This window comes from Mycobacterium europaeum (genome assembly GCF_002102155.1).
GTDB lineage: Bacteria > Actinomycetota > Actinomycetes > Mycobacteriales > Mycobacteriaceae > Mycobacterium > Mycobacterium europaeum.
Genome location: NZ_LQOU01000015.1, coordinates 151,635 through 169,249 on the forward strand (window position 1 = coordinate 151,635; position 17,615 = coordinate 169,249).

General features: G+C 66.9%; 15 protein-coding genes and 1 pseudogene. 6 read left to right on the top strand and 10 right to left on the bottom strand.

Annotation, left to right across the window (positions count from 1 at the left end; all coding sequences use genetic code 11):
• Window positions 1-161 precede the first annotated feature (161 nt).
• Together AWC03_RS07650 and AWC03_RS07655 are read right to left on the bottom strand one after the other, a co-directional pair.
• Window positions 162-467 carry a hypothetical protein gene (locus AWC03_RS07650; protein ID WP_085239910.1) on the bottom strand — a complete coding sequence of 102 codons (306 nt, stop codon included), beginning with the start codon at window positions 465-467 and terminating at the stop codon, window positions 162-164.
• Between the two features lie 246 nt (window positions 468-713).
• On the bottom strand, window positions 714-2,048 hold the full coding sequence (locus AWC03_RS07655; RefSeq protein ID WP_085239911.1) for an acyltransferase family protein: 1,335 nt from the start codon (window positions 2,046-2,048) through the stop codon (window positions 714-716).
• An 83-nt stretch (window positions 2,049-2,131) separates the two neighbouring features.
• On the opposite strand from AWC03_RS07655, the gene AWC03_RS07660 reads away from it, so the two are divergent.
• A complete protein-coding gene (locus AWC03_RS07660) occupies window positions 2,132-3,103 on the top strand; it encodes an aldo/keto reductase (RefSeq protein ID WP_085239912.1) in 972 nt (323 codons plus the stop codon).
• Window positions 3,104-3,188: 85 nt separating this feature from the next.
• Here the strand turns inward: AWC03_RS07660 and AWC03_RS07665 are convergent, their stop codons facing one another.
• The 3 genes and pseudogenes from AWC03_RS07665 to AWC03_RS27795 form a co-directional block, all read right to left on the bottom strand.
• Window positions 3,189-4,289 (bottom strand): NAD-dependent epimerase/dehydratase family protein, encoded by a 1,101-nt coding sequence (locus AWC03_RS07665; RefSeq protein ID WP_085239976.1) that lies wholly within the window; start codon window positions 4,287-4,289, stop codon window positions 3,189-3,191.
• A gap of 8 nt (window positions 4,290-4,297) precedes the next feature.
• Window positions 4,298-4,828 carry a nuclear transport factor 2 family protein gene (locus tag AWC03_RS07670; protein WP_085239913.1) on the bottom strand — a complete coding sequence of 177 codons (531 nt, stop codon included), beginning with the start codon at window positions 4,826-4,828 and terminating at the stop codon, window positions 4,298-4,300.
• Window positions 4,829-5,058: 230 nt separating this feature from the next.
• A pseudogene (locus AWC03_RS27795) lies at window positions 5,059-5,280 on the bottom strand (acyl-CoA thioesterase domain-containing protein); the annotation flags it as partial.
• An 82-nt stretch (window positions 5,281-5,362) separates the two neighbouring features.
• On the opposite strand from AWC03_RS27795, the gene AWC03_RS07680 reads away from it, so the two are divergent.
• From AWC03_RS07680 to AWC03_RS07695, 4 genes are all read left to right on the top strand, one after another.
• Window positions 5,363-5,752, top strand: a complete 390-nt coding sequence (locus tag AWC03_RS07680) for a DUF1801 domain-containing protein (protein ID WP_085239914.1) — start codon at window positions 5,363-5,365, stop codon at window positions 5,750-5,752.
• 80 nt (window positions 5,753-5,832) lie between these two features.
• Window positions 5,833-7,062 carry an acyl-CoA dehydrogenase family protein gene (locus AWC03_RS07685; protein ID WP_085239915.1) on the top strand — a complete coding sequence of 410 codons (1,230 nt, stop codon included), beginning with the start codon at window positions 5,833-5,835 and terminating at the stop codon, window positions 7,060-7,062.
• A 12-nt stretch (window positions 7,063-7,074) separates the two neighbouring features.
• Entirely contained in the window at window positions 7,075-7,941 is an 867-nt protein-coding gene (locus AWC03_RS07690; RefSeq protein WP_085239916.1) for a hypothetical protein, read from the top strand.
• A gap of 243 nt (window positions 7,942-8,184) precedes the next feature.
• Entirely contained in the window at window positions 8,185-8,967 is a 783-nt protein-coding gene (locus tag AWC03_RS07695) for an SDR family oxidoreductase (protein ID WP_085239917.1), read from the top strand.
• Here AWC03_RS07695 and AWC03_RS07700 read toward each other — a convergent pair.
• The 4 genes from AWC03_RS07700 to AWC03_RS07715 all read right to left on the bottom strand — a co-directional run bounded on the left by AWC03_RS07700 (window position 8,960) and on the right by AWC03_RS07715 (window position 14,203).
• Complete coding sequence (locus tag AWC03_RS07700; RefSeq protein ID WP_085239918.1) at window positions 8,960-11,875, bottom strand: MMPL/RND family transporter; 2,916 nt, start codon at window positions 11,873-11,875, stop codon at window positions 8,960-8,962. The genes AWC03_RS07695 and AWC03_RS07700 overlap by 8 nt on opposite strands.
• Complete coding sequence (locus AWC03_RS07705; RefSeq protein WP_085239977.1) at window positions 11,872-12,288, bottom strand: MmpS family transport accessory protein; 417 nt, start codon at window positions 12,286-12,288, stop codon at window positions 11,872-11,874. Before AWC03_RS07705 ends, AWC03_RS07700 begins: the two co-directional genes overlap by 4 nt.
• 283 nt (window positions 12,289-12,571) lie before the next feature.
• Window positions 12,572-13,192: a TetR/AcrR family transcriptional regulator gene (locus AWC03_RS07710; RefSeq protein ID WP_085239919.1), complete on the bottom strand. Its 621-nt coding sequence runs from the start codon at window positions 13,190-13,192 to the stop codon at window positions 12,572-12,574.
• An 81-nt stretch (window positions 13,193-13,273) separates the two neighbouring features.
• On the bottom strand, window positions 13,274-14,203 hold the full coding sequence (locus AWC03_RS07715; protein ID WP_085239920.1) for an alpha/beta hydrolase: 930 nt from the start codon (window positions 14,201-14,203) through the stop codon (window positions 13,274-13,276).
• 140 nt (window positions 14,204-14,343) lie between these two features.
• Here AWC03_RS07715 and AWC03_RS07720 point away from each other — a divergent pair, with 140 nt between their 5' ends.
• A complete protein-coding gene (locus AWC03_RS07720; protein ID WP_420845650.1) occupies window positions 14,344-15,711 on the top strand; it encodes an aldehyde dehydrogenase family protein in 1,368 nt (455 codons plus the stop codon).
• 33 nt (window positions 15,712-15,744) lie between these two features.
• On the opposite strand, the gene AWC03_RS07725 is transcribed toward AWC03_RS07720, so the two are convergent.
• The gene (locus AWC03_RS07725; protein ID WP_085239921.1) at window positions 15,745-17,358 is read right to left on the bottom strand and encodes a PPE family protein; all 1,614 of its coding nucleotides are present in this window, start codon (window positions 17,356-17,358) and stop codon (window positions 15,745-15,747) included.
• Window positions 17,359-17,615: the final 257 nt, after the last annotated feature.

Sequence of the window (17,615 nt, forward strand, 5' to 3'; positions counted from 1 at the left end):
TCAAGCTCCCGCAAAGTGTGCCGCGGGGGGCGACAGCCGCGTGCCATCAGCCGGCGGGGATCAGCCCCATGGGTGGATTTGGCGGTCAGCTCCTGGGCGACCGTACCAAGAAGGCGTGCAAAGACCCGCCGCCGGCAGGTCGGGCCCGTCGGTCGGCGCGGCTACAGCGCCCTGGGGCCGCCGAAACTTTCCGGCGCGGTCACCACATACGTGTTCTCGTGGGCCGTCGGCTTGATCTCGCCGGCGGTGTACACCGTCATCAGCTCTCTGCCATCGCCATCGGCCACGCACACATAGGTATCCGTGTCGGCGTCGTAGTCGAAGCTTTCCCAAGCCAACAAGAACGCCAAACAGTTCCCGGCACGATCGGTGACGACGAGCTTGTGTACCCCGGATTCCTTCAGAAGCTTGGCATCCTCCGCGCGCCGCTGAGGGATGTGATTGGTGTGGAGCGTAGCGTGTGACATCTATGTACTCCCTTAGCGAGGGTGTCTGCGTCTAGCCTAGGCTCAACTGTTCGACTAATCCGAGGCTTGACGGAAACGTTTTCTCCCCGGGTGCCCTCCCGCCCAGGGCACTACGACCCCAATCAAGGGGTCGTTAGTCGTTTAGCCGGACACACCGCGATGTCGTGAGGCCGGGCGGCACCTTGTCGCAATCCAGGTCCGCTATCTTCGGCGGGACTTTGCGCGCGAGGGAGGGTGGGCCCACCGCTAGGCGCCTGGGCGCCGCTGAGCCTCCAGGCCGGTCACGGGCGACGGCGTCTTGGGCCGCAACGCCACCAATACCACGCCGGCGGCGAACACCGCCGCGGTCAGCCAGGAGAACCGCCCATCCGGCGCGAAGCCGCCCTGGGCCAGCAGGTGCAGACCCACGGCGGCCAGGACCGCGCCGGACAGCATGATCGCCTCACCCCAGCGATCGCCGAGCGGTAGCCCGAACGTCGGCAGCGGAACCGCGAAGACCCGCCGCTGCCACCACAGCAGCACCAATTCGGCCGCCGTCACCACGCTCAGGATCGTGATCCACTCCAGCCGAACCAGCCACCAGGCCGCAGTACCCTCGTGGGGCTGGGGGATCAGGCCGGCCGGATAAGCGACGATCGCGACGACTACCACCGGAATCATGTGCCACAGGTAAAGCGCCATCACGTTTTCATTGGCGGTCGACAACACGCGCTGAACCCGGCCGTGGTGCAGGACGCGGTCGAGTATCGCCGCGAGGGCCATCGCCGCCCCGGCTTGCGTGCAGGCGAACGCCATCATCGCCACCGTGGGGGGCGTGGTGTTCTCGATCGCTTCCCCGGGAACGCCGATCATGCTCACCGGATACGGCCCCACCCGGATCAGCAGTGCCAGGGCGACGGCCGAACCGGCGGCGAGCAGCACCGGTCTGCGGCCGGCCAACAGCCCACCCTGCCAGGCGATCCCGAGCTGGTAGAGCAGGCCCCAGCACAACAGGTAGTTCAGCGAACCGATGTAGGGGACGTGGCCCGCGAGCGACACGGCGTCGATCAGCACGACCCCGGCGGCCAGCAACGCCGGCACCTTCAGGCCCCAACGCCGATGCGCCGCAACGGCAATCGGCGTCAGCGACACCACCAGCACGTACACAGCGAGAAACCACAGGTGCATGGCCACCGCCCACCCCGCGTACTCCAGCACCGTGCCCGCCACCTGCCGGGCCTGGAGCACCACCACGATCAGCGAAACGAGCGCGACGTAGACCGTCGTCGGCCCCAGCACCCGAGCCAGCCGGTGCCGAATCCACGCCTGGCGCGAGAAGCTGCCCCCCTCCCGGCGATGCGCCCACGACACGGCTCCCGCGTAACCGGCCACGAAGAAGAACACCGGGACCGCCTGGAAGATCCAGGTCAGCCATTGCGTCCACGGCATGTCGAACAGCGGGTTCTCGCGGCCGAATTGACCCTGGTGGTAGGTCACGGAACCGGCCAGCCAGTGGCCCAGAACGATGAGGACCACGCCCGACGCGCGGTACAAGTCCACCGCCAGATTGCGGGCCGGTCGCGTCGTTTCTACGTCGTCCATCGGATCGCGACTAGATGGATGCGGTGCACTCGCGCAACGCTACCCGTCCCATGGCCTGAAGTCGCTGAGCGCACAATGACGCCATGAAACAAGCTCGCCTTGCCAACCTGGGGGTCGGTCGCCTGGGCCTGGGCGCCATGGGCATGTCCGTGGCCTACGCCGGCGCCGGCAGCGACGAGGCCGAGGCGATCCGCACCGTCCACCGCGCCGTCGACCTGGGCGTCACGCTGATCGACACGGCCGAGGTGTATGGCCCCTACCTCAACGAAGAGCTGCTCGCCCGCGCCCTGCGGGGTTGCCGCGATCAGGTGGTGCTGGCCACCAAGTTCGGCCTGATCTCGCGCACGGGGCGCAACGGCCTGGACAGCAGCCCCGCCAACATCCGCATCGCCGTCGACGGTTCGCTGCAAAGGCTGGCCACCGACCGCATCGATCTCTACTATCAGCACCGCCTTGACCGCGGCACCCCGATCGAAGACACGATCGGCGCGTTGGCGGAGCTGGTCGTCGCAGGGAAGGTCCGGCACATCGGCCTGTCGGAGGTCGGTGTGAACACCATCCGGCGCGCGCACGCGGTGCATCCGATCACCGCGGTGCAATCCGAATATTCGCTGTGGACGCGCGACCAGGAGGACGAGATCTTGCCGCTACTGCGCGAATTGGGGATCGGCTTCGTCGCCTACTCACCGCTGGGCCGCGGCTTTCTCACTGGCGCCATTCGCTCCACCGAGGGGTTGCCGGACAGTGACTACCGCAAGACCAATCCGCGGTTTTTCGACGAGAACTTCCGGCACAACCTGCAAAGCGCCGACGAATTGCGCGCCATCAGCGCTGACGTCGGTGCGACGCCGGCTCAGGTCGCTCTGGCCTGGCTGTTGGCGAAAGGTCCCGACATCGTGCCGATTCCGGGGACCAAGCGCGTGGCGCGGCTCGAGGAAAACGTCGGTGCCGACTCCGTCGAACTGACACCCGAGCAGCTGTCCCGGCTCGATCGGCTCACCCCGCCCCGAGGTGGCCATCACGCCGACGCGCAGATGGAATGGATCGACCGCTGATGGCGACGCAGAAGCCGGTGATCGGCGCGAGCGGCGAGGTGCGAATCATGGTGCGGCGCAATAGCGAGCGCCGCCAGCTGACTTGTTAGTCGGCGCCGGCGAGCGCCGCGGTGCCATACTTCTTTTCGATCAACGCCCACGGGTCGGCGTAGGGGCCTCGTCCCTCGAGCCGGCGCTGCACCATCAGGACGGCCCGCAAGACCGGCCGCAACACCGGGCTCAGCAGCCGCACCACTATGCGCAGGCGGCCCTGCGTCTCGGCGATCCAGGCCAGCGTCTGCGACCAGTCGTGTTCCTGGAAATCGAGCAGCGCCTGGGCTTCTGTGGTGTCATACCAGCCGGTGAAGCTCCAGCCGCGGTCGTCGCCGGGATCGCCGGGCAGGCTCGCCGACGGGCCGAGGCCGCCCAGTCCGACGGCTTCCATGAGACTGTCCTCGAGCTCGCGCTGGGTGAGCACATACGACTCGTTGCCGCCGATCAGTAGCACCTTGCCGGCGATGCCGGCTTGCCGATCGACGCCGTTGGCGAAGGCCAGCGCCACGTCGCGCGCGTCCACCGCGTGCATGCGGTTGTCTCCGGGCATCGAGCGCATCAGCAGCAGGGAGTCGCCGTTGACCGTCGTGTGCGTATCCGGCGAGATGACCCCGCCCAGCCGGAAGAGCGCATACGGCAGGCCGCTGGCGCGGATCGCCGCCTCGGCGAGCACCTTGTCCTGACCGTATTGATCGATGGGATTCACCGGGGTGTCGGGGGTGATCCGCTCGGGCTGGCGGTAGGGGTTGCGCGACCCGTACACCGCGGCGCTGGACGCCATCAGGAACAACGGCGGCCGGGGGAGGGCGGCGCAGGCCGCCAGGAGATTCTCCGTGCCACCCACATTCACCTTGCGGGCCAGCGCGGGTTTGCGATACGACAGCGGGGACACGACGGCGGCGAGGTGAACGATCGCGTCGGGTTGATGGGTCGCGACGAGGTCACGCAGCGCCTCGGCATCCAGCAGATCGGCATAGGCCGGAATCAGCGTTCCCGGGTGACGGGCGGCGGCCAGCTCCTTTTCGACGGCGAGGGTGTTGTCGGTGCGCAGATCCAGCGCGATGACGGTGCGTCCCCGCTCGAGCAGGATCTGGGTGCAGCGTTTGCCGATTTGTCCGAACGCGCCGGTGACCAGAACGGTGGACGCGGTCATGGGCTCGCTCACCGGCCCATCGCCACGGTGGCGACCCTGCCGATCGCCCGGCGGATCCGGTCGGAGACGTAAAGCGAATACACGGGAGTGACGATATCCTCTCGCAGTCGAGTCAGCTTGGAGCTCTTGATGAACCACTGGCCGGCGATGTTCTCGTAGGTCTCGTGGTAATGGCCGTAGCCGACCAGCGTCACGCCGGGGCCGAATCGGACGACGTCTTGCAGCGCCCACACCCCGCGCGCGGTCGTCGCCGACGTGAGCGTGATTTCGGGAGAGTGCACCTGGTGCGCGGTGGCCTGTGCCCGCCGGCCGAGGGCCTTGCGCGTGAACGCCACGAACTCGTCGGCGCCCTCGATCACCTTGCCGCCGGCCTCGGCCGTGTCGCTGACGAAGTCATCGCTGAAGATGGTCCGCCACGCCGCCCAGTCCTTGGTGTCGAGGTAGCGGCAGTAGCGGGCCTTGAGCTGCTTGATGGCTTCGGTGGCCAGCAGCGTGGCGGCGTCCGCGTCGGCGACGATGCCCTGCCCGCGCTCTGTCATTGCGGCTCGATTCTATGCGGCTCTGCGTGACGTTTCCCTGGCGAAGTGTAAACCTCTCAGCCTTTGAAGTGGACCACCTGGTGCGGTGGCCGGCAGCACGCCATCCCGTGTCCACACCTGTGCGCTCTGGTCGAAGTAGCCGCGACTGAAGCGGTTGGCGTGGGCGGTGCACAGGACGAAGTCGTTTCCCAGTGCTGGTTGGAGCGATTCGTGCGTGCGGTGCGCAGTCAGATGTCGAAGTCGCCGTCGGCGATCGGCGCGGCGTAGTTGACCGTCAACGCCAGCGGCTCGCCGAGGCGGTCGGGGTGCGATTCGATGGCGTGCAGCATGGCGGCGGCGGTGATTCCGCCGAAGGGCCCCACCATGTTGGCCCATTCGGGATGGGTACGCCCACGCCGCACGTGCGTGCCCGTCGCGTCCAGGCGGATGGCGTCGTCGAAGGGATGTGTCATGAGTCGACCGCACACTACTGGGCCGGACAACCGCCGGTGATGTACGGGTCCGGCGAGCGACCGCGTCGGAAAGCGAGGCACCATGGCCAACTCCGAGGGCGAAGTCGTGACGAAGTCTCCCGCTGAGCTGATCGACGCCAGGATCAAGGAGTTGGGGGATTGGCGCGGCGAAACGCTCGCCCGCATCAGGGAACTCATCAAGGACGCGGTCCCCGACGTGATCGAGGAGTGGAAGTGGCGGGGCGTCCCGGTCTGGTACCACGACGGAATGATCTGCACCGGCGAGACCTACAAAAGCGCCGTGAAGATGACCTTCGCCAAGGGAGCCTCGCTCGATGACCCCGCCGGCCTGTTCAACTCCAGTCTCGACGGCAACACCAGACGCGCGATCGACTTTCACGAGGGTCAGCAGGTTGACGAGAAGGCATTGACGGCGTTGATTCGCGCCGCGGCCGAGCTGAACCGCTCCTAAGGCGCCAACCTGTACAGCCGCGCGAGAGGTGCTGTACAGTCGCCCAGCACAAGGTCGACGCTCGAACGGGAGGCCATCCGGTGACGTCGGAGTCGGTCGAGGAATTCCGGGCCCGGGCCAGGGCCTGGCTCGCCGCCAACTTGCCGCGCCTGGATTCCGCGGACGCGATGCCCCTGCAGCGCGACGCGCTCACCTCGTGGCAGCGCGCCCGCGAGCTCCAAAAGAGGCTGTACGACGGGGGATTCGCCGGCATCTGCTTTCCGCGCGAATACGGCGGACTGGGCTTGGGCTACGAATACAAGAAGGCGTTCGACGCCGAGGCCCTGGCGTATGAGACCCCGTTGATGCTCAACGTTCCGTCCTTCGCGATCTGCTGCGCGACGATCCTCGACATGGGCAGCGAGGAGCAGAAGCGCACCCACATCGCGGCCGCGTTGCGCGGCGACGAGGTGCTGGTGCAGCTCCTGTCGGAGCCCAGCGGGGGGTCGGATCTCGCGGGCGTCCTCACCCGCGCCGACCGCCGGGACGGGCGATGGATCATCAACGGCGCCAAGACGTGGAGCACGTGGGCGTTCGCCGCCGACTACGGCCTTTGCCTGGCCCGCACCGACTGGGGCGTGCCCAAACACGAAGGGCTGACGATGTTCCTGGTGCCGCTTCGGCATCCCGGGGTCACGATCAACCGCATCAAGCAGGTCAACGGCTCCGTCGAGTTCTGCGAGGAGTTCTTCGACGACGTCGACGTCGGTGACGATGCCGTGGTGGGGGTGCCGGGGAAAGGGTGGGACGTCGCCTCGCGGCAGCTCTACCACGAGCGTCGCAGCATGGGTGACGGATCCGAATACACCAGCGGTCCGGGAATCGCCGAGGCTGAAGACATTTCGGTCGACCTGCTGGCTCTGGTCGAGAAGACGGACCAGGTCGGCAGCGGACGAGTCCGCGAAATGGTGGGCCGGGCCCTGGCCCATCGTGTCGTGCACGGGCAACTCAGCGAGCACGTCTTTCACGCCGTCACCCACGGATCCCTGCCGCCTGCCGCGGGATCGATCATCCGGCTGTCCATGGCCGAGGTGCACGACGTCGAAAACGACACCGCGTTGGCCGTGGCGGGTCCCTCGGCGGTGATCGACGACGCGGCGGGGCTGCTCGACATCGGCACCCGTTACCTGGGCCGGCAGATCGCCAGCATCGGTGGCGGCACCACCGAGATGGCGCGCAACGTCATCGGGGAGCGGGTCCTGAACTTCCCGCGAGAGTACACCGCCGACCGCGGCGTGCCGTTCAACCAGGTGCGGCACGGAAAAGCCTGAGGGAGGCCGGAATTGAGCGACCAGCTTCGTGACATCCGGGAATTGGCCGGAGATTCCGATGCTTACCGGGACGAACTGTACCGGCGCTGGACCGGCCTGCTCAGCTACCGCTACATCGGCCGCAAACACTCCTCGATGGATCTCGGGGAGGCCGACGACACCGTCGTCATTCGCCGGGACATGCGCAACGAGGCCGGCGGAATCATGGTGGCGCCGTTGGCCATTTCCTCACCGGAGGGCTGCCAGACCGACATGGTCGCAGTGCCGAACCCGGTCGTCGCCTCGGTGCAGATCATCGACCCCGGCTACGACGTCAACCGGGTCGAGATCGTCGGCTCCGGCATCGTGCATCAGGGCCGCACCATGGGTTATGGGCGGTGCAAGATCGTCGACGCCGACAACCCGGACAGGGTGATCGCCTTCAACGAGGGGCAGGGGGCGATCATCGGCATTCCGCCGGAAGGCCTGGGCCGGATGGATGTCGCGGGTACCGAACTGGTGATCGAGGATTCGCCGGATCTGCCCCCGCTGTGGCGCGCTTTCGGCGCCAGCCGGCGGGGCGACGGCCGCTGGATCCTGCCCGAACTGAGTACCGAGCTGGCGTCCCCGGACGCCGCGCTGCACATCGGACCCCAACACGTCGTCCTCGAGACAGCGGCGATCGACCTGGCCGCCGAGGTCGCCGGCACCCGGAGGCTGCAGGTGGTCAGCTGGCACGTCATGTTCATGTCGCGCGGCAAGGTGGGCCCCTTTCGCGTCGAGGGCACCGCGCACCCGGGTGGGCCGGGACGCGTCGGGGTGCGGATGCTGCTGCACGACGAGGGGAATGGCGACAGGGCCGTCACCTCGGCGGCGGCGGTGTTCAACATCGTGGGCTAGGCGTTACGGGTTCACGACCTACCGCCCTCCGCCGGAACTTGCACCATGTGCTCATACGCACGCGACGTTGGGATTACAGCGCTAAGCGCGTTGTTGACCGCATCGTGGCGGTCAGGAAAGCTCGCAAACCCTGACGTTCGATCTTTGATGTCGTCGTCTGACACATCTCTTGCCGTGACCTATGGCCATACATCAACTTCGGTACGTATGGTGCAAGGACGATCCGACGACGGGAGAATCGCAGTGGCAGAACGGCTGGCCGGCAAGGTCGCGCTCATCAGCGGGGGTGCGCGGGGGATGGGGGCCTCGCACGTGCGGGCGCTGGTGGCCGAGGGGGCCGAGGTGGTGTTCGGTGACATCCTCGACGACGAGGGCAAGGCCGTCGCGGCCGAGGTCGGAGACGCTACCCGCTACCTGCACCTCGACGTCACCAAGCCCGAGGATTGGGACGCGGCGGTGGCCACCGCGCTGAGCGAATTCGGCCGGATCGACATCCTCGTCAACAACGCCGGCATCATCAACGTCGGCACCCTCGAGGACTATGCCCTCTCGGAGTGGCAGCGCATCCTCGACATCAACCTGACGGGCGTGTTCCTCGGAATCCGCGCCGTGGTCAAACCGATGAAGGAAGCCGGCCGGGGATCGATCATCAACATTTCCTCGATCGAGGGCATCGCCGGCACCATCGCCTGCCACGGATACACCGCCACCAAGTTCGCCGTGCGGGGCCTGACCAAGTCGGCGGCGCTGGAACTGGGGCCCAGCGGCATCCGGGTGAACTCGATCCATCCCGGGCTCATCAAGACCCCGATGACCGAATGGGTTCCCGAGGACATCTTCCAGACCGCGCTGGGACGGATCGCGCAGCCCCAGGAAGTCTCCAACCTGGTCATCTACCTGGCCAGCGACGAGTCCAGCTATTCGACCGGTTCGGAGTTCGTCGTTGACGGCGGCACCACCGCCGGCTTGGGCCACAAGGACTTCTCTGCGGTCGACACCGCCGGGCAGCCGGACTGGGTTACCTAGCGGGACTGAGGGACTCGGCCTCCTGGGCCGACTTCTCGGCACTGGGCTTGGGCCAGGGCGACGGCACCGGGCGCTGCCGCACCCGCTGGGGCCACCAGAACCACTTGCCCAGCAGCGCGGCGATCGACGGGGTCATCAACGACCGCACGATCAGCGTGTCGAACAGCAGACCCAGCCCGATCGTGGTGCCGACCTGGCCGATGACCGTCAGCTCGCTGACCGCCATCGTCATCATCGTGAACGCGAACACCAGGCCCGCCGAGGTGACCACCGAGCCGGTACCGCCCATCGAACGGATGATCCCGGTGTTCAGGCCGGCGTGGATCTCCTCCTTGAACCGGGCCACCAACAGCAGGTTGTAGTCCGCGCCCACGGCCAGCAGGATGATCACCGACATCGCGAGCACCATCCAGTGCAGTTCGATGCCGATGAGGTGCTGCCAGATCAACACCGACAGGCCGAACGACGCACCCAGCGAGAGCAACACGGTGCCCACGATGACCGCCGACGCCACCACGCCGCGGGTGATGAGCAGCATGATGATGAAGATCAAGCACAGCGACGAGATCCCGGCGATCAACAGGTCATAGGTGTTGCCGTCGCTGAGGTCTTTGTAGATCGACGCGGTCCCCGCCAGATAGATCTTCGAGCCCTCCAGCGGCGTGCCCTTGAGCGCTTCGTAGGCGGCCTTCTTGATGGCGCTGATGTGCGAAATACCTTCCTGCGACATCGGATCGCCGTCATGGCTGATGATGAAGCGCACGGCGTGGCCGTCCGGGGAGATGAAGTTCTTCATCCCCTTCTTGAACTCGGCGTTGTTGAAGGTCTCCGGCGGCAGGTAGAACGAGTCGTCGTTCTTGGACGCATCGAACGCCTTGCCCATCGCATTGGAGTTCTTCTGCGCCTCGTTCTGCTGGTCCTGCAAACCCTTCTGCGTCGCATACATCGTCAACATCGTCGTTTTCATGGCCTTCATGTTCTCGATCATCGACGGCATCAACGCCACCATCTGCGGCATCAACGTGTCGAGGTGATCCATGATCGGCAGCAGGCTCTCGATGTCGTCGGTCATGATGTCGATGCCGTCCAGGCCGTCGAAGACCGAACGCAGTGACCAGCACACCGGGATGTCGTAGCAGTGCCGTTCCCAGTACAGGTAGCTGCGGATGGGCCGGAAGAAGTCCTCGAAATCGGCCATGTGCTGGCGCAATTCGTTGATATCGATGGTCATGTCGTGCATCTTCTTGACCATCTGGTGCATGTCGTTGGCCATCTGCGCGGTGATGCTCGACATCTTTTCCATGCTGTCGATGGTCGTCTGCATCATGTCGGCCTGGTGCAGCATGTCGGCCATCTGGTCTTCCTGGTACTTCTGGTTCATCTGCTGGGTCACGCCCTGCATGCTGATCTGGAACGGGATCGAGGTGTGCTCGATCGGCGTGCCCTGCGGCCGGGTGATGGCTTGCACGCGGCCGATTCCCGGCACGCGGAAGACCGTTTTGGCGATCTTGTCGATGACCAAGAAGTCCGCGGAATTGCGCAGGTCGTGGTTGCTTTCGATCATCAGCACTTCGGGATTCATTCGCGCCTGCGAGAAGTGCCGGTCCGCGGCCGCGTAGCCCTCGTTGGCGGGGAGATCGGCGGGCAGGTAGTTGCGGTCGTTGTAGTTGGTGCGGTATCCGGGCAAGGTCAGCAACCCGATGAGCGCGATCCCGATCGTCACCACCAGGATCGGGCCGGGCCACCGGACCACCAGGGCGCCGATCTTGCGCCACCCGCGAATCCGCTGAGTCCGCTTGGGCTCGAGCGTCTTACGGAATCGCGTCGCCACCGAAATGACGGCGGGGCCCAGCGTGAGCGCCGCCGCCACGACCACCACCATGCCGATGGCCAACGGGATGCCCAGTGTCTGGAAATACGGCAGGTTGGTGAAGTGCAGGCAGAATGTGGCACCGGCGATGGTCAGGCCCGACCCCAGCACCACGTGGGCCGTGCCCTTGTACATGGTGTAGTACGCGTCTTCGCGGGATTCGCCGACGGCGCGGGCCTCCTGATATCGGCCGATCAAGAAGATCGCATAGTCGGTCGCGGCCGCGATCGCCAACGTGACCAACAGGTTGGTGGCGAACGTCGAGAGCCCAATGATCTTGTAGTAACCCAGAAAAGCGACCATGCCGCGCGCGGCGGAGAGCTCGAAGACCACCATCAGCAGCGTGAGCAGGACTGTGACGACCGATCGGTAGACCAAGAGCAGCATCCCGATGATGACCGTGAACGTCGCCGCCGTGATGAGCTGCAGGCTGCGGTCGCCGGCCGTGTGCTGGTCCGCTGACAGGGCCGCGGGCCCGGTGACGTAGGCCTTCACCCCTTTGGGTGGGGTCAGGCTTTTGACGATGTTCTGGACCGACTCGACCGATTCGTTGGCCAGGGCTTCGCCCTGGTTACCCGCCAGATACACCTGGACGTAGGCGGCCTTGCCGTCGTTGCTCTGTGCGCCCGCCCCCGTGAGTGGGTCGCTCCACATATCCTGAACGTGCTCAACGTGTTTGGTGTCGGCATCGAGCTTCTTGACCATCTGGTCGTAGTAGGCATGCGCGTCGGCGCCGAGTGGCTTTTGGCCTTCGAGCACGATCATGACCGAGCTGTTGGACTTGTACTCGTTGAAGATGGCGCCCATTCGCTTCGTCGCGACGACCGATTGCGCATCGTCGGGAGTCATCTCGACCGAGCGCATCTTCCCGACCTCGTCCAGCTGGGGGACGACGACGTTGAGCACCCCGATCAGCGCGATCCAGCCGATGATGATGGGCACCGCGAAGGTTCGGATGATTCGCGGAATCTTCTCCCGCACCGGTTCTGGGGCGACGGGAATGGTTTCGGTGCGGGCGTCGTCGAGGTGTGTGCTCATGCGGATTTCACCATGCAGAAGGTCAGGGCGTGCACGCGGTTGGTCATGTTCTCGGCCTTGACTTCGTCGTCGATGGTGATGCGACAACCGAGGGAATCACCGTCGCTCTGCGCCGAGAGGTTCGGGAAGACGGAGGGGGCGGTCGTGCTGAGCACCAGCGTCCAGGGCAATGGCGCGTCGTCGACCCGCTTCGGGTCGGCGGACAGGTCCAAGTAGTTCACATTGGCGGTGCGGGCCGAGCCGAAGACCTCGTACTTGACCACTTTGGGCTTGAACGGCTTGGAATCGTCCAGTCGCGGGCTGGTCATGATGCCGGTGTCGTGGGCGCCGAAGAAAGACTTGACCCGAGCCACGGCAAAGCCGCCGACCACCAGAACCGCGACGATCAACAGGGGCAGCCATGCATTGCGCAAACCCGTGGATTTCTGCACCTGAGGGATTCCTCCTCATCATCCGATCATGATGTGGCTAGTTGTGCGCAACGACTGACGGTGCACCGCAACGGTTTCGACGGTGAGCATGGTCTGTGAAAGTTCGACGGTCTCAGAGCAACGGCATCCCGAGAACACCGGTAGTCGCCCCCGGTGCCGACACGTGCCATGTGATGCGAAGGCGTTCTCGAGTACCGCAGAGAGAGCATAGTACATACTGTGCATATGTTGCACACCATGCAACAATTGCTCTCAGTGTTTCAAATCACTCGGTGAAGATGCTGTTGACCAGCGCGGCGGCGCGTTCTACGTGCGGCATCGGCGTGTCGTCGTCATCGCCCGCCTCTCCCTTCGACCAGCGTTCGATGCCCGAGCGCACCGCGGTCAGCGCCAGCGCGGCGATCAGCGCGACGATCTCGTCATCCGGCCGCATGCCCTGGCGGCGGGCCACCACGTCGGTCAGATGAGTCTGGAACCGTTCCAGATCGGCGAGAAACGCGGCCAAGACCGCCGGCGAGGTCTTGGCGAGTTCCAACATGTGGGCCGCGTGTTCGCGCCGCGGAGGCACGTCGCGAAGGTGGTGCGCGGCCAGCGTGATCAGCTCGGCCAGCACCACCGAATAGGGCGCCGGGCCGGCGGCGACGAAATCCGCCACCAGTTCGGGGGGGATGTCCGAGGGGCCGTAGGCGAGCGCGGACTCTTTGTTGGGGAAGTAGTTGAAGAAGGTGCGCGTCGATATCCCGGCTTCGGCGCAGATCTCGTCGATCGTGACCTTGTCGTATCCGCGTTCCAGCGTCAGGCGCACCGCGGCATCGCGGATGTCCGCGCTGGTTTGGCGTCGCCGGCGCTCACGCAGACCCATCTGATTGACGACCACGGCCTCCATAGTTGCACATTCTGCACACTTTGCAGTCAAAAGGCGCGGCCCGTCATCTCGCCTTTGGCCGGGAAACCGCGCCGCCGTCGGTTAGGCCGCGGATGCGGCGAGGGCATCCCGCAGGTGAGCGCACTGGCTGGTGAAAAACCGCAGCGATACCGGCGCCTTGTCCACGATCTGGTCGAACGCGTGGAACGCGCCCGGGGCGATCTCCTCGTGCACCGCAACGCCCGCCGCGCGCAGGCGTCGCGCGTAATCCACGCACTCCTCATAGAACAGGTCCAGCGTCCCGACTCCGATCCATGCCGGCGGCAGGCCGGACAAATCGTCCCGGCGCGCCGGAGCGGCTTCTCGGGGGTCGGCGCCGTTGAGGTACCAGCGCCAGGCCAGCTGGTTGTCGGTCCCGGTCCACATGATGCGCTTCTGGCCGCGGTGGTCGGCTCCGGTCCGGTCGTCGAGCATGGGATACACCAGCATTTGGAAGGCCAGCTTGACGTCGCCGCGGTCGTGAGCCCGCTGCGCCAGAGCCGCCGCGAAATGTCCTCCCGCACTGGCGCCGCCCACGGCGATCCGGTCCGGGTCGACCCAGGGCTGACGCGCGAGCCACTGCAGCGCCGCGTAGCAGTCTTCGAGCGGGGTCGGGTACGGGTGCTCGGGGGCCAGTCGGTGTTCGACGGCCGCGATCGCCACTCCCGTGCCGTGAGCCAGCTTGCGGAGGTATTTGTCGTCCTGGGAGGCATGGCCCATGACGGTGCCGCCGCCATGGATCCACAGCAGGGCAGGCGCCGGATTCCGATGGGAGCCGGGATGATGCAGGCGGACCGTGACGTGCTCGTTGACCGTCGCTTCCGGCACGTCGTGCAGTCGCCCCGTGTTACCGAGGAAATTCATGATCGCCCGTTGAACCTTGAGCCCGCGGTGCAGGGCATACCCGCGGGGCAGGAAGGGGGCAACCTTCCGCAGGCCCGGGTCAACCGCCTGTCGCGAGGTAAAGGCGTTGTCGGGGAACCTGTTTGCCATCGATGCCCTCGATCCGTTCCGTCGGTGGACACGCTGACCATACAGCGTCCCGATTGTGTCTCGGGGCGTCTTCGCGTCGCTGAGCTGCGACGCTTGCCGGCGGCTGATTGGTCGGCCAGGGGACAGGGTAGTCCGCAGGCGTGGCTTCGACCCTTACCAAGATCATCAGCGTCCTGGACCCGCGCACTGGCGACACCGTCACCCAGGTGCCCATCACCGAGCCGGCCGACTGTGACGAAGCGGTCCGCCGCGCCGCCGCCGCGGCCGACGCGTGGGCCCGCACGCCGCCGGCCGAACGGGCCGCCGCCATCGCGGCCGCAGCGGACGACGTCCGGGCCGCGGCCGACGAGCTCGCCGAACTCAACGAGCGGGAAACGGGCAAGTTGCGCGGCGACGCGCGCGGCGGTGTGGACGCCGGAGTCCGCACGCTGTTGCAGTACGCCCAACTCGGCCCGATGCATCGCGGCCACGCCCTGCAGGGCGGATGGTCCGCCACCGATCTGATGGTTCCGCAGCCGCGTGGTGTGGTCGCGGCGATCACCCCGTGGAACGATCCGGTCGCGGTGGCGGCCGGACTCCTGGGCGCGGCGCTGGTGACCGGCAACACCGTGGTGCACAAGCCCAGCGAGCGTTCCCCCCGGACCGGCCGGCGCTTCGCCGAACTGCTGGCTGCCCGGCTGCCCGAGGGCGTGCTCGAGATCGTGGACGGAGACGGGACCGTCGGGGAGCACCTGGCCGCCGCGGAGTTGGTCGATGTCGTCGCGCACGTGGGCAGCAGCGCGACCGGCCGACAGATCGCGCGGGCCTGTGCCGAACGCGGCGCCAAGGCACTGCTCGAGAATGGCGGCAATGACGCCCTGATCGTCGACGCCGGTGTGGACCCGGCCTGGGCGGCCGGCCAGACCGCGCTGGGCGCCTTCGCCAACGCCGGGCAGATCTGCGTCTCGGTGGAGCGGGTGTTTGTCGTGCAGTCGATCGCGGATGCCTTCCTCAATGCGTTGATCGACGAGGCGATTTCGTGGGCCGACCGCATCGGACCGCTGGTCGACGAGCGGCACCGTGAGCACGTGCACGCGCACGTCGAAGACGCCACGCGAGCCGGCGCCCACCTGCTGGTGGGCGGCGAGCCGAAACCCGGGCCGGGCTCGTTCTATCCGCCCACGGTGCTGACCGACTGCACGCCCGACATGCTGATCATGCGCGAGGAGACGTTCGGTCCGGTCGCGCCGGTCCGGGTGGTGCCGGACTTCGCCGCCGCGCTGACCGAAGCCGCCGACGACCGCTACGGCCTGGCCGCCACCGTGCTGACCGGCGACATGGCGCATGCCCAGGAGGCATGGCGCAGCCTTCCGGTGGGGACCGTGAAGGTCAACGCCGTGTTCGGCGGGGCGCCGGGCGGAGCTTCCGAGCCCCGGCGCGCCAGCGGCACGGGATTCGGCTTTGGGCCCGAACTCCTCGACGAGATGACCGCCATGAAGGTGGTGCACTGGTCAGCGCCCGGTGACTGATCGAAAGCCAGGTCCTGCAGGGATTTCGCCGCCTCAGTCGGCCCCGGCTTGCCAGCTACCGGGCAGCATCGGCGCGGACACTCTGCCGCCGAATCCGTCGCCGGCCAGCCTGGTCAGTCCGGCGGCGCGCCGTGCGGCGGGAGTGCCCGCGGCGCCCAGCGGCCCCGCCCCCTGGTCCGAGACCGACGCGGCAGCTAGAGCGGCATCACTCGCGACCGTGAATTCGGGCTCGGCGTCCAGGAATTCGTAGCGGTAACCGCGGTGCATGCGGCGGGGTGCCGATTCTCGACGCCGCCGCAGCTGTTGCCGCTCTGCCACCCCAGCCGGCGCGCTGGCCTCGGTCGCGACGGTGGCCACGGCCGCCTTTCGGCTTTTGCCGGCGACGCTGACGTCCGAGTCGGCGCCAAGCGTACCCACGAGGTACGGCGGCACGAAAGCCTGTGCGTCCATGGCACTTTCCGGACCGACGACCGACGGGGGCGGTCCGGGTGGGGCAGCGGGCGCTGCGGCCGCGGCCGGTGTTGGCGCCAGGACCGGAGCGGACGCGTGCAACGGGGCGGAGCTGACCGTCGGTGCGGTGGTCACCGCCGGAACCGAAGGGGGCTGAGTCAGAGGAATCGTAGTGGCCGGTAAGGGGATCGGAGTCCCCGCGGGGACGGGCGCCGGCGCGGCGAGGCCCGCCAGCCCCGCCAGGCCGGCTACCGCTCCGGCGGGCACCACCAGGACCGGGGTGACCAGCCCGAGGGTGTAGATCGGATTGCTCAGGAAGAAACTCAGCAGCCCCGCCGGGTTGAACAGAAGAAGGTTGATGAGCACCAGCGTTCGGTGGATCACAAACTGCAGAGCGAGCATCACGATCGTCTCGAACAGTTGCGCCGGATTGTGCGCGTACATGGGGATCAGGGTCTCCACGCGCGAAAGGAACATCGACAGGCTCGGGTGCATCGACCAGCCCTGCGGCGAAAGGGGATTGAAGGGAAACAGCGCTTGCAGCCACTCCTGCAGATTCTGGGGGAGTGAGGTTCCCATGATGTAGGGGTTGCCCCCGCTCATCCCCGAGCCGCCGCTCATTCCGGAACCCGAATTCATGCTCCCGGAACCCATGTCCGCGTGCACGATTTGCGGCGCTGCCGTGGCGCGCGGGGCAGCGGCAACCGTCGTGGTCGACACCGCCTGGTAGGCGGTCATCGTCGTCGCGGCCTGGACCCACATCCGCGAGTAGTCGGCCTCGTTCAGCGCGATCGGAACTGTGTTCAGGCCAAAGAAGTTCGTCGCCACCAGCACTGCATGCATGGCGTGGTTGGCGGCCAGCTCGCCCGGTGTGGGCATCGCGGCCAACGCCGTCGTGTACGCCGTCGCGGCCACCTCGTGTTGGGTGGCCATGCCGGCGCTGTCCGCGCTCGCCTGCAGCAGCCAGGCGAGATAGGGCACATGCGCGGCAACGTATTGCGCGCCGGTCGGCCCCGCCCAAGGACCGGCCTGAACCTCGCCGAGGATGGCGGTGAGCTCGCTCGCCGCGGATCCGTACGCGGAGCTCAGCGCGCTCCACGCGCCGGCCGCGGCCAGCAGTGGCCCGGGTCCTGGCCCGCTGAACAACAGCGTCGAATGGACCTCCGGTGGGAAGGCCATCCAGATCGGCGCCGTCATCGTCGGCCCGTCCAGGCGGGCCCGCGCCGCACCCGCGTCTCGCCGTCGAGGCAAAGCACCGCCAGCTCCTTCCGGTCGGGGCCCACTCGGTTAGCCGCCGAATAGGAGTCTACGGCCATATCTAGCCGCAGATACGGAGTGATTCCTGACAAGTGACTGTATATGCGGACTGTAGGCGAGAGGGCTGCTGGGGAAGTAATCGAGCTGGCCTGGCGGGATTGGCGCAGACGGTATACGTCGCAGAACCCCCCCCGGGC

What these genes read in the sequence shown, in the direction of transcription:
- AWC03_RS07680 (WP_085239914.1), top strand. Translation starts at nt 5,363, where the DNA reads ATGGCCAACTCCGAGGGCGAAGTCGTGACGAAGTCTCCCGCTGAGCTG.
- AWC03_RS07650 (WP_085239910.1), bottom strand. Translation starts at nt 467, where the DNA reads ATGTCACACGCTACGCTCCACACCAATCACATCCCTCAGCGGCGCGCG.
- AWC03_RS07665 (WP_085239976.1), bottom strand. Translation starts at nt 4,289, where the DNA reads ATGACCGCGTCCACCGTTCTGGTCACCGGCGCGTTCGGACAAATCGGC.
- AWC03_RS07715 (WP_085239920.1), bottom strand. Translation starts at nt 14,203, where the DNA reads ATGGCAAACAGGTTCCCCGACAACGCCTTTACCTCGCGACAGGCGGTT.
- AWC03_RS07700 (WP_085239918.1), bottom strand. Translation starts at nt 11,875, where the DNA reads ATGAGCACACACCTCGACGACGCCCGCACCGAAACCATTCCCGTCGCC.
- AWC03_RS07670 (WP_085239913.1), bottom strand. Translation starts at nt 4,828, where the DNA reads ATGACAGAGCGCGGGCAGGGCATCGTCGCCGACGCGGACGCCGCCACG.
- AWC03_RS07660 (WP_085239912.1), top strand. Translation starts at nt 2,132, where the DNA reads ATGAAACAAGCTCGCCTTGCCAACCTGGGGGTCGGTCGCCTGGGCCTG.
- AWC03_RS07710 (WP_085239919.1), bottom strand. Translation starts at nt 13,192, where the DNA reads ATGGAGGCCGTGGTCGTCAATCAGATGGGTCTGCGTGAGCGCCGGCGA.
- AWC03_RS07655 (WP_085239911.1), bottom strand. Translation starts at nt 2,048, where the DNA reads ATGGACGACGTAGAAACGACGCGACCGGCCCGCAATCTGGCGGTGGAC.
- AWC03_RS07725 (WP_085239921.1), bottom strand. Translation starts at nt 17,358, where the DNA reads ATGACGGCGCCGATCTGGATGGCCTTCCCACCGGAGGTCCATTCGACG.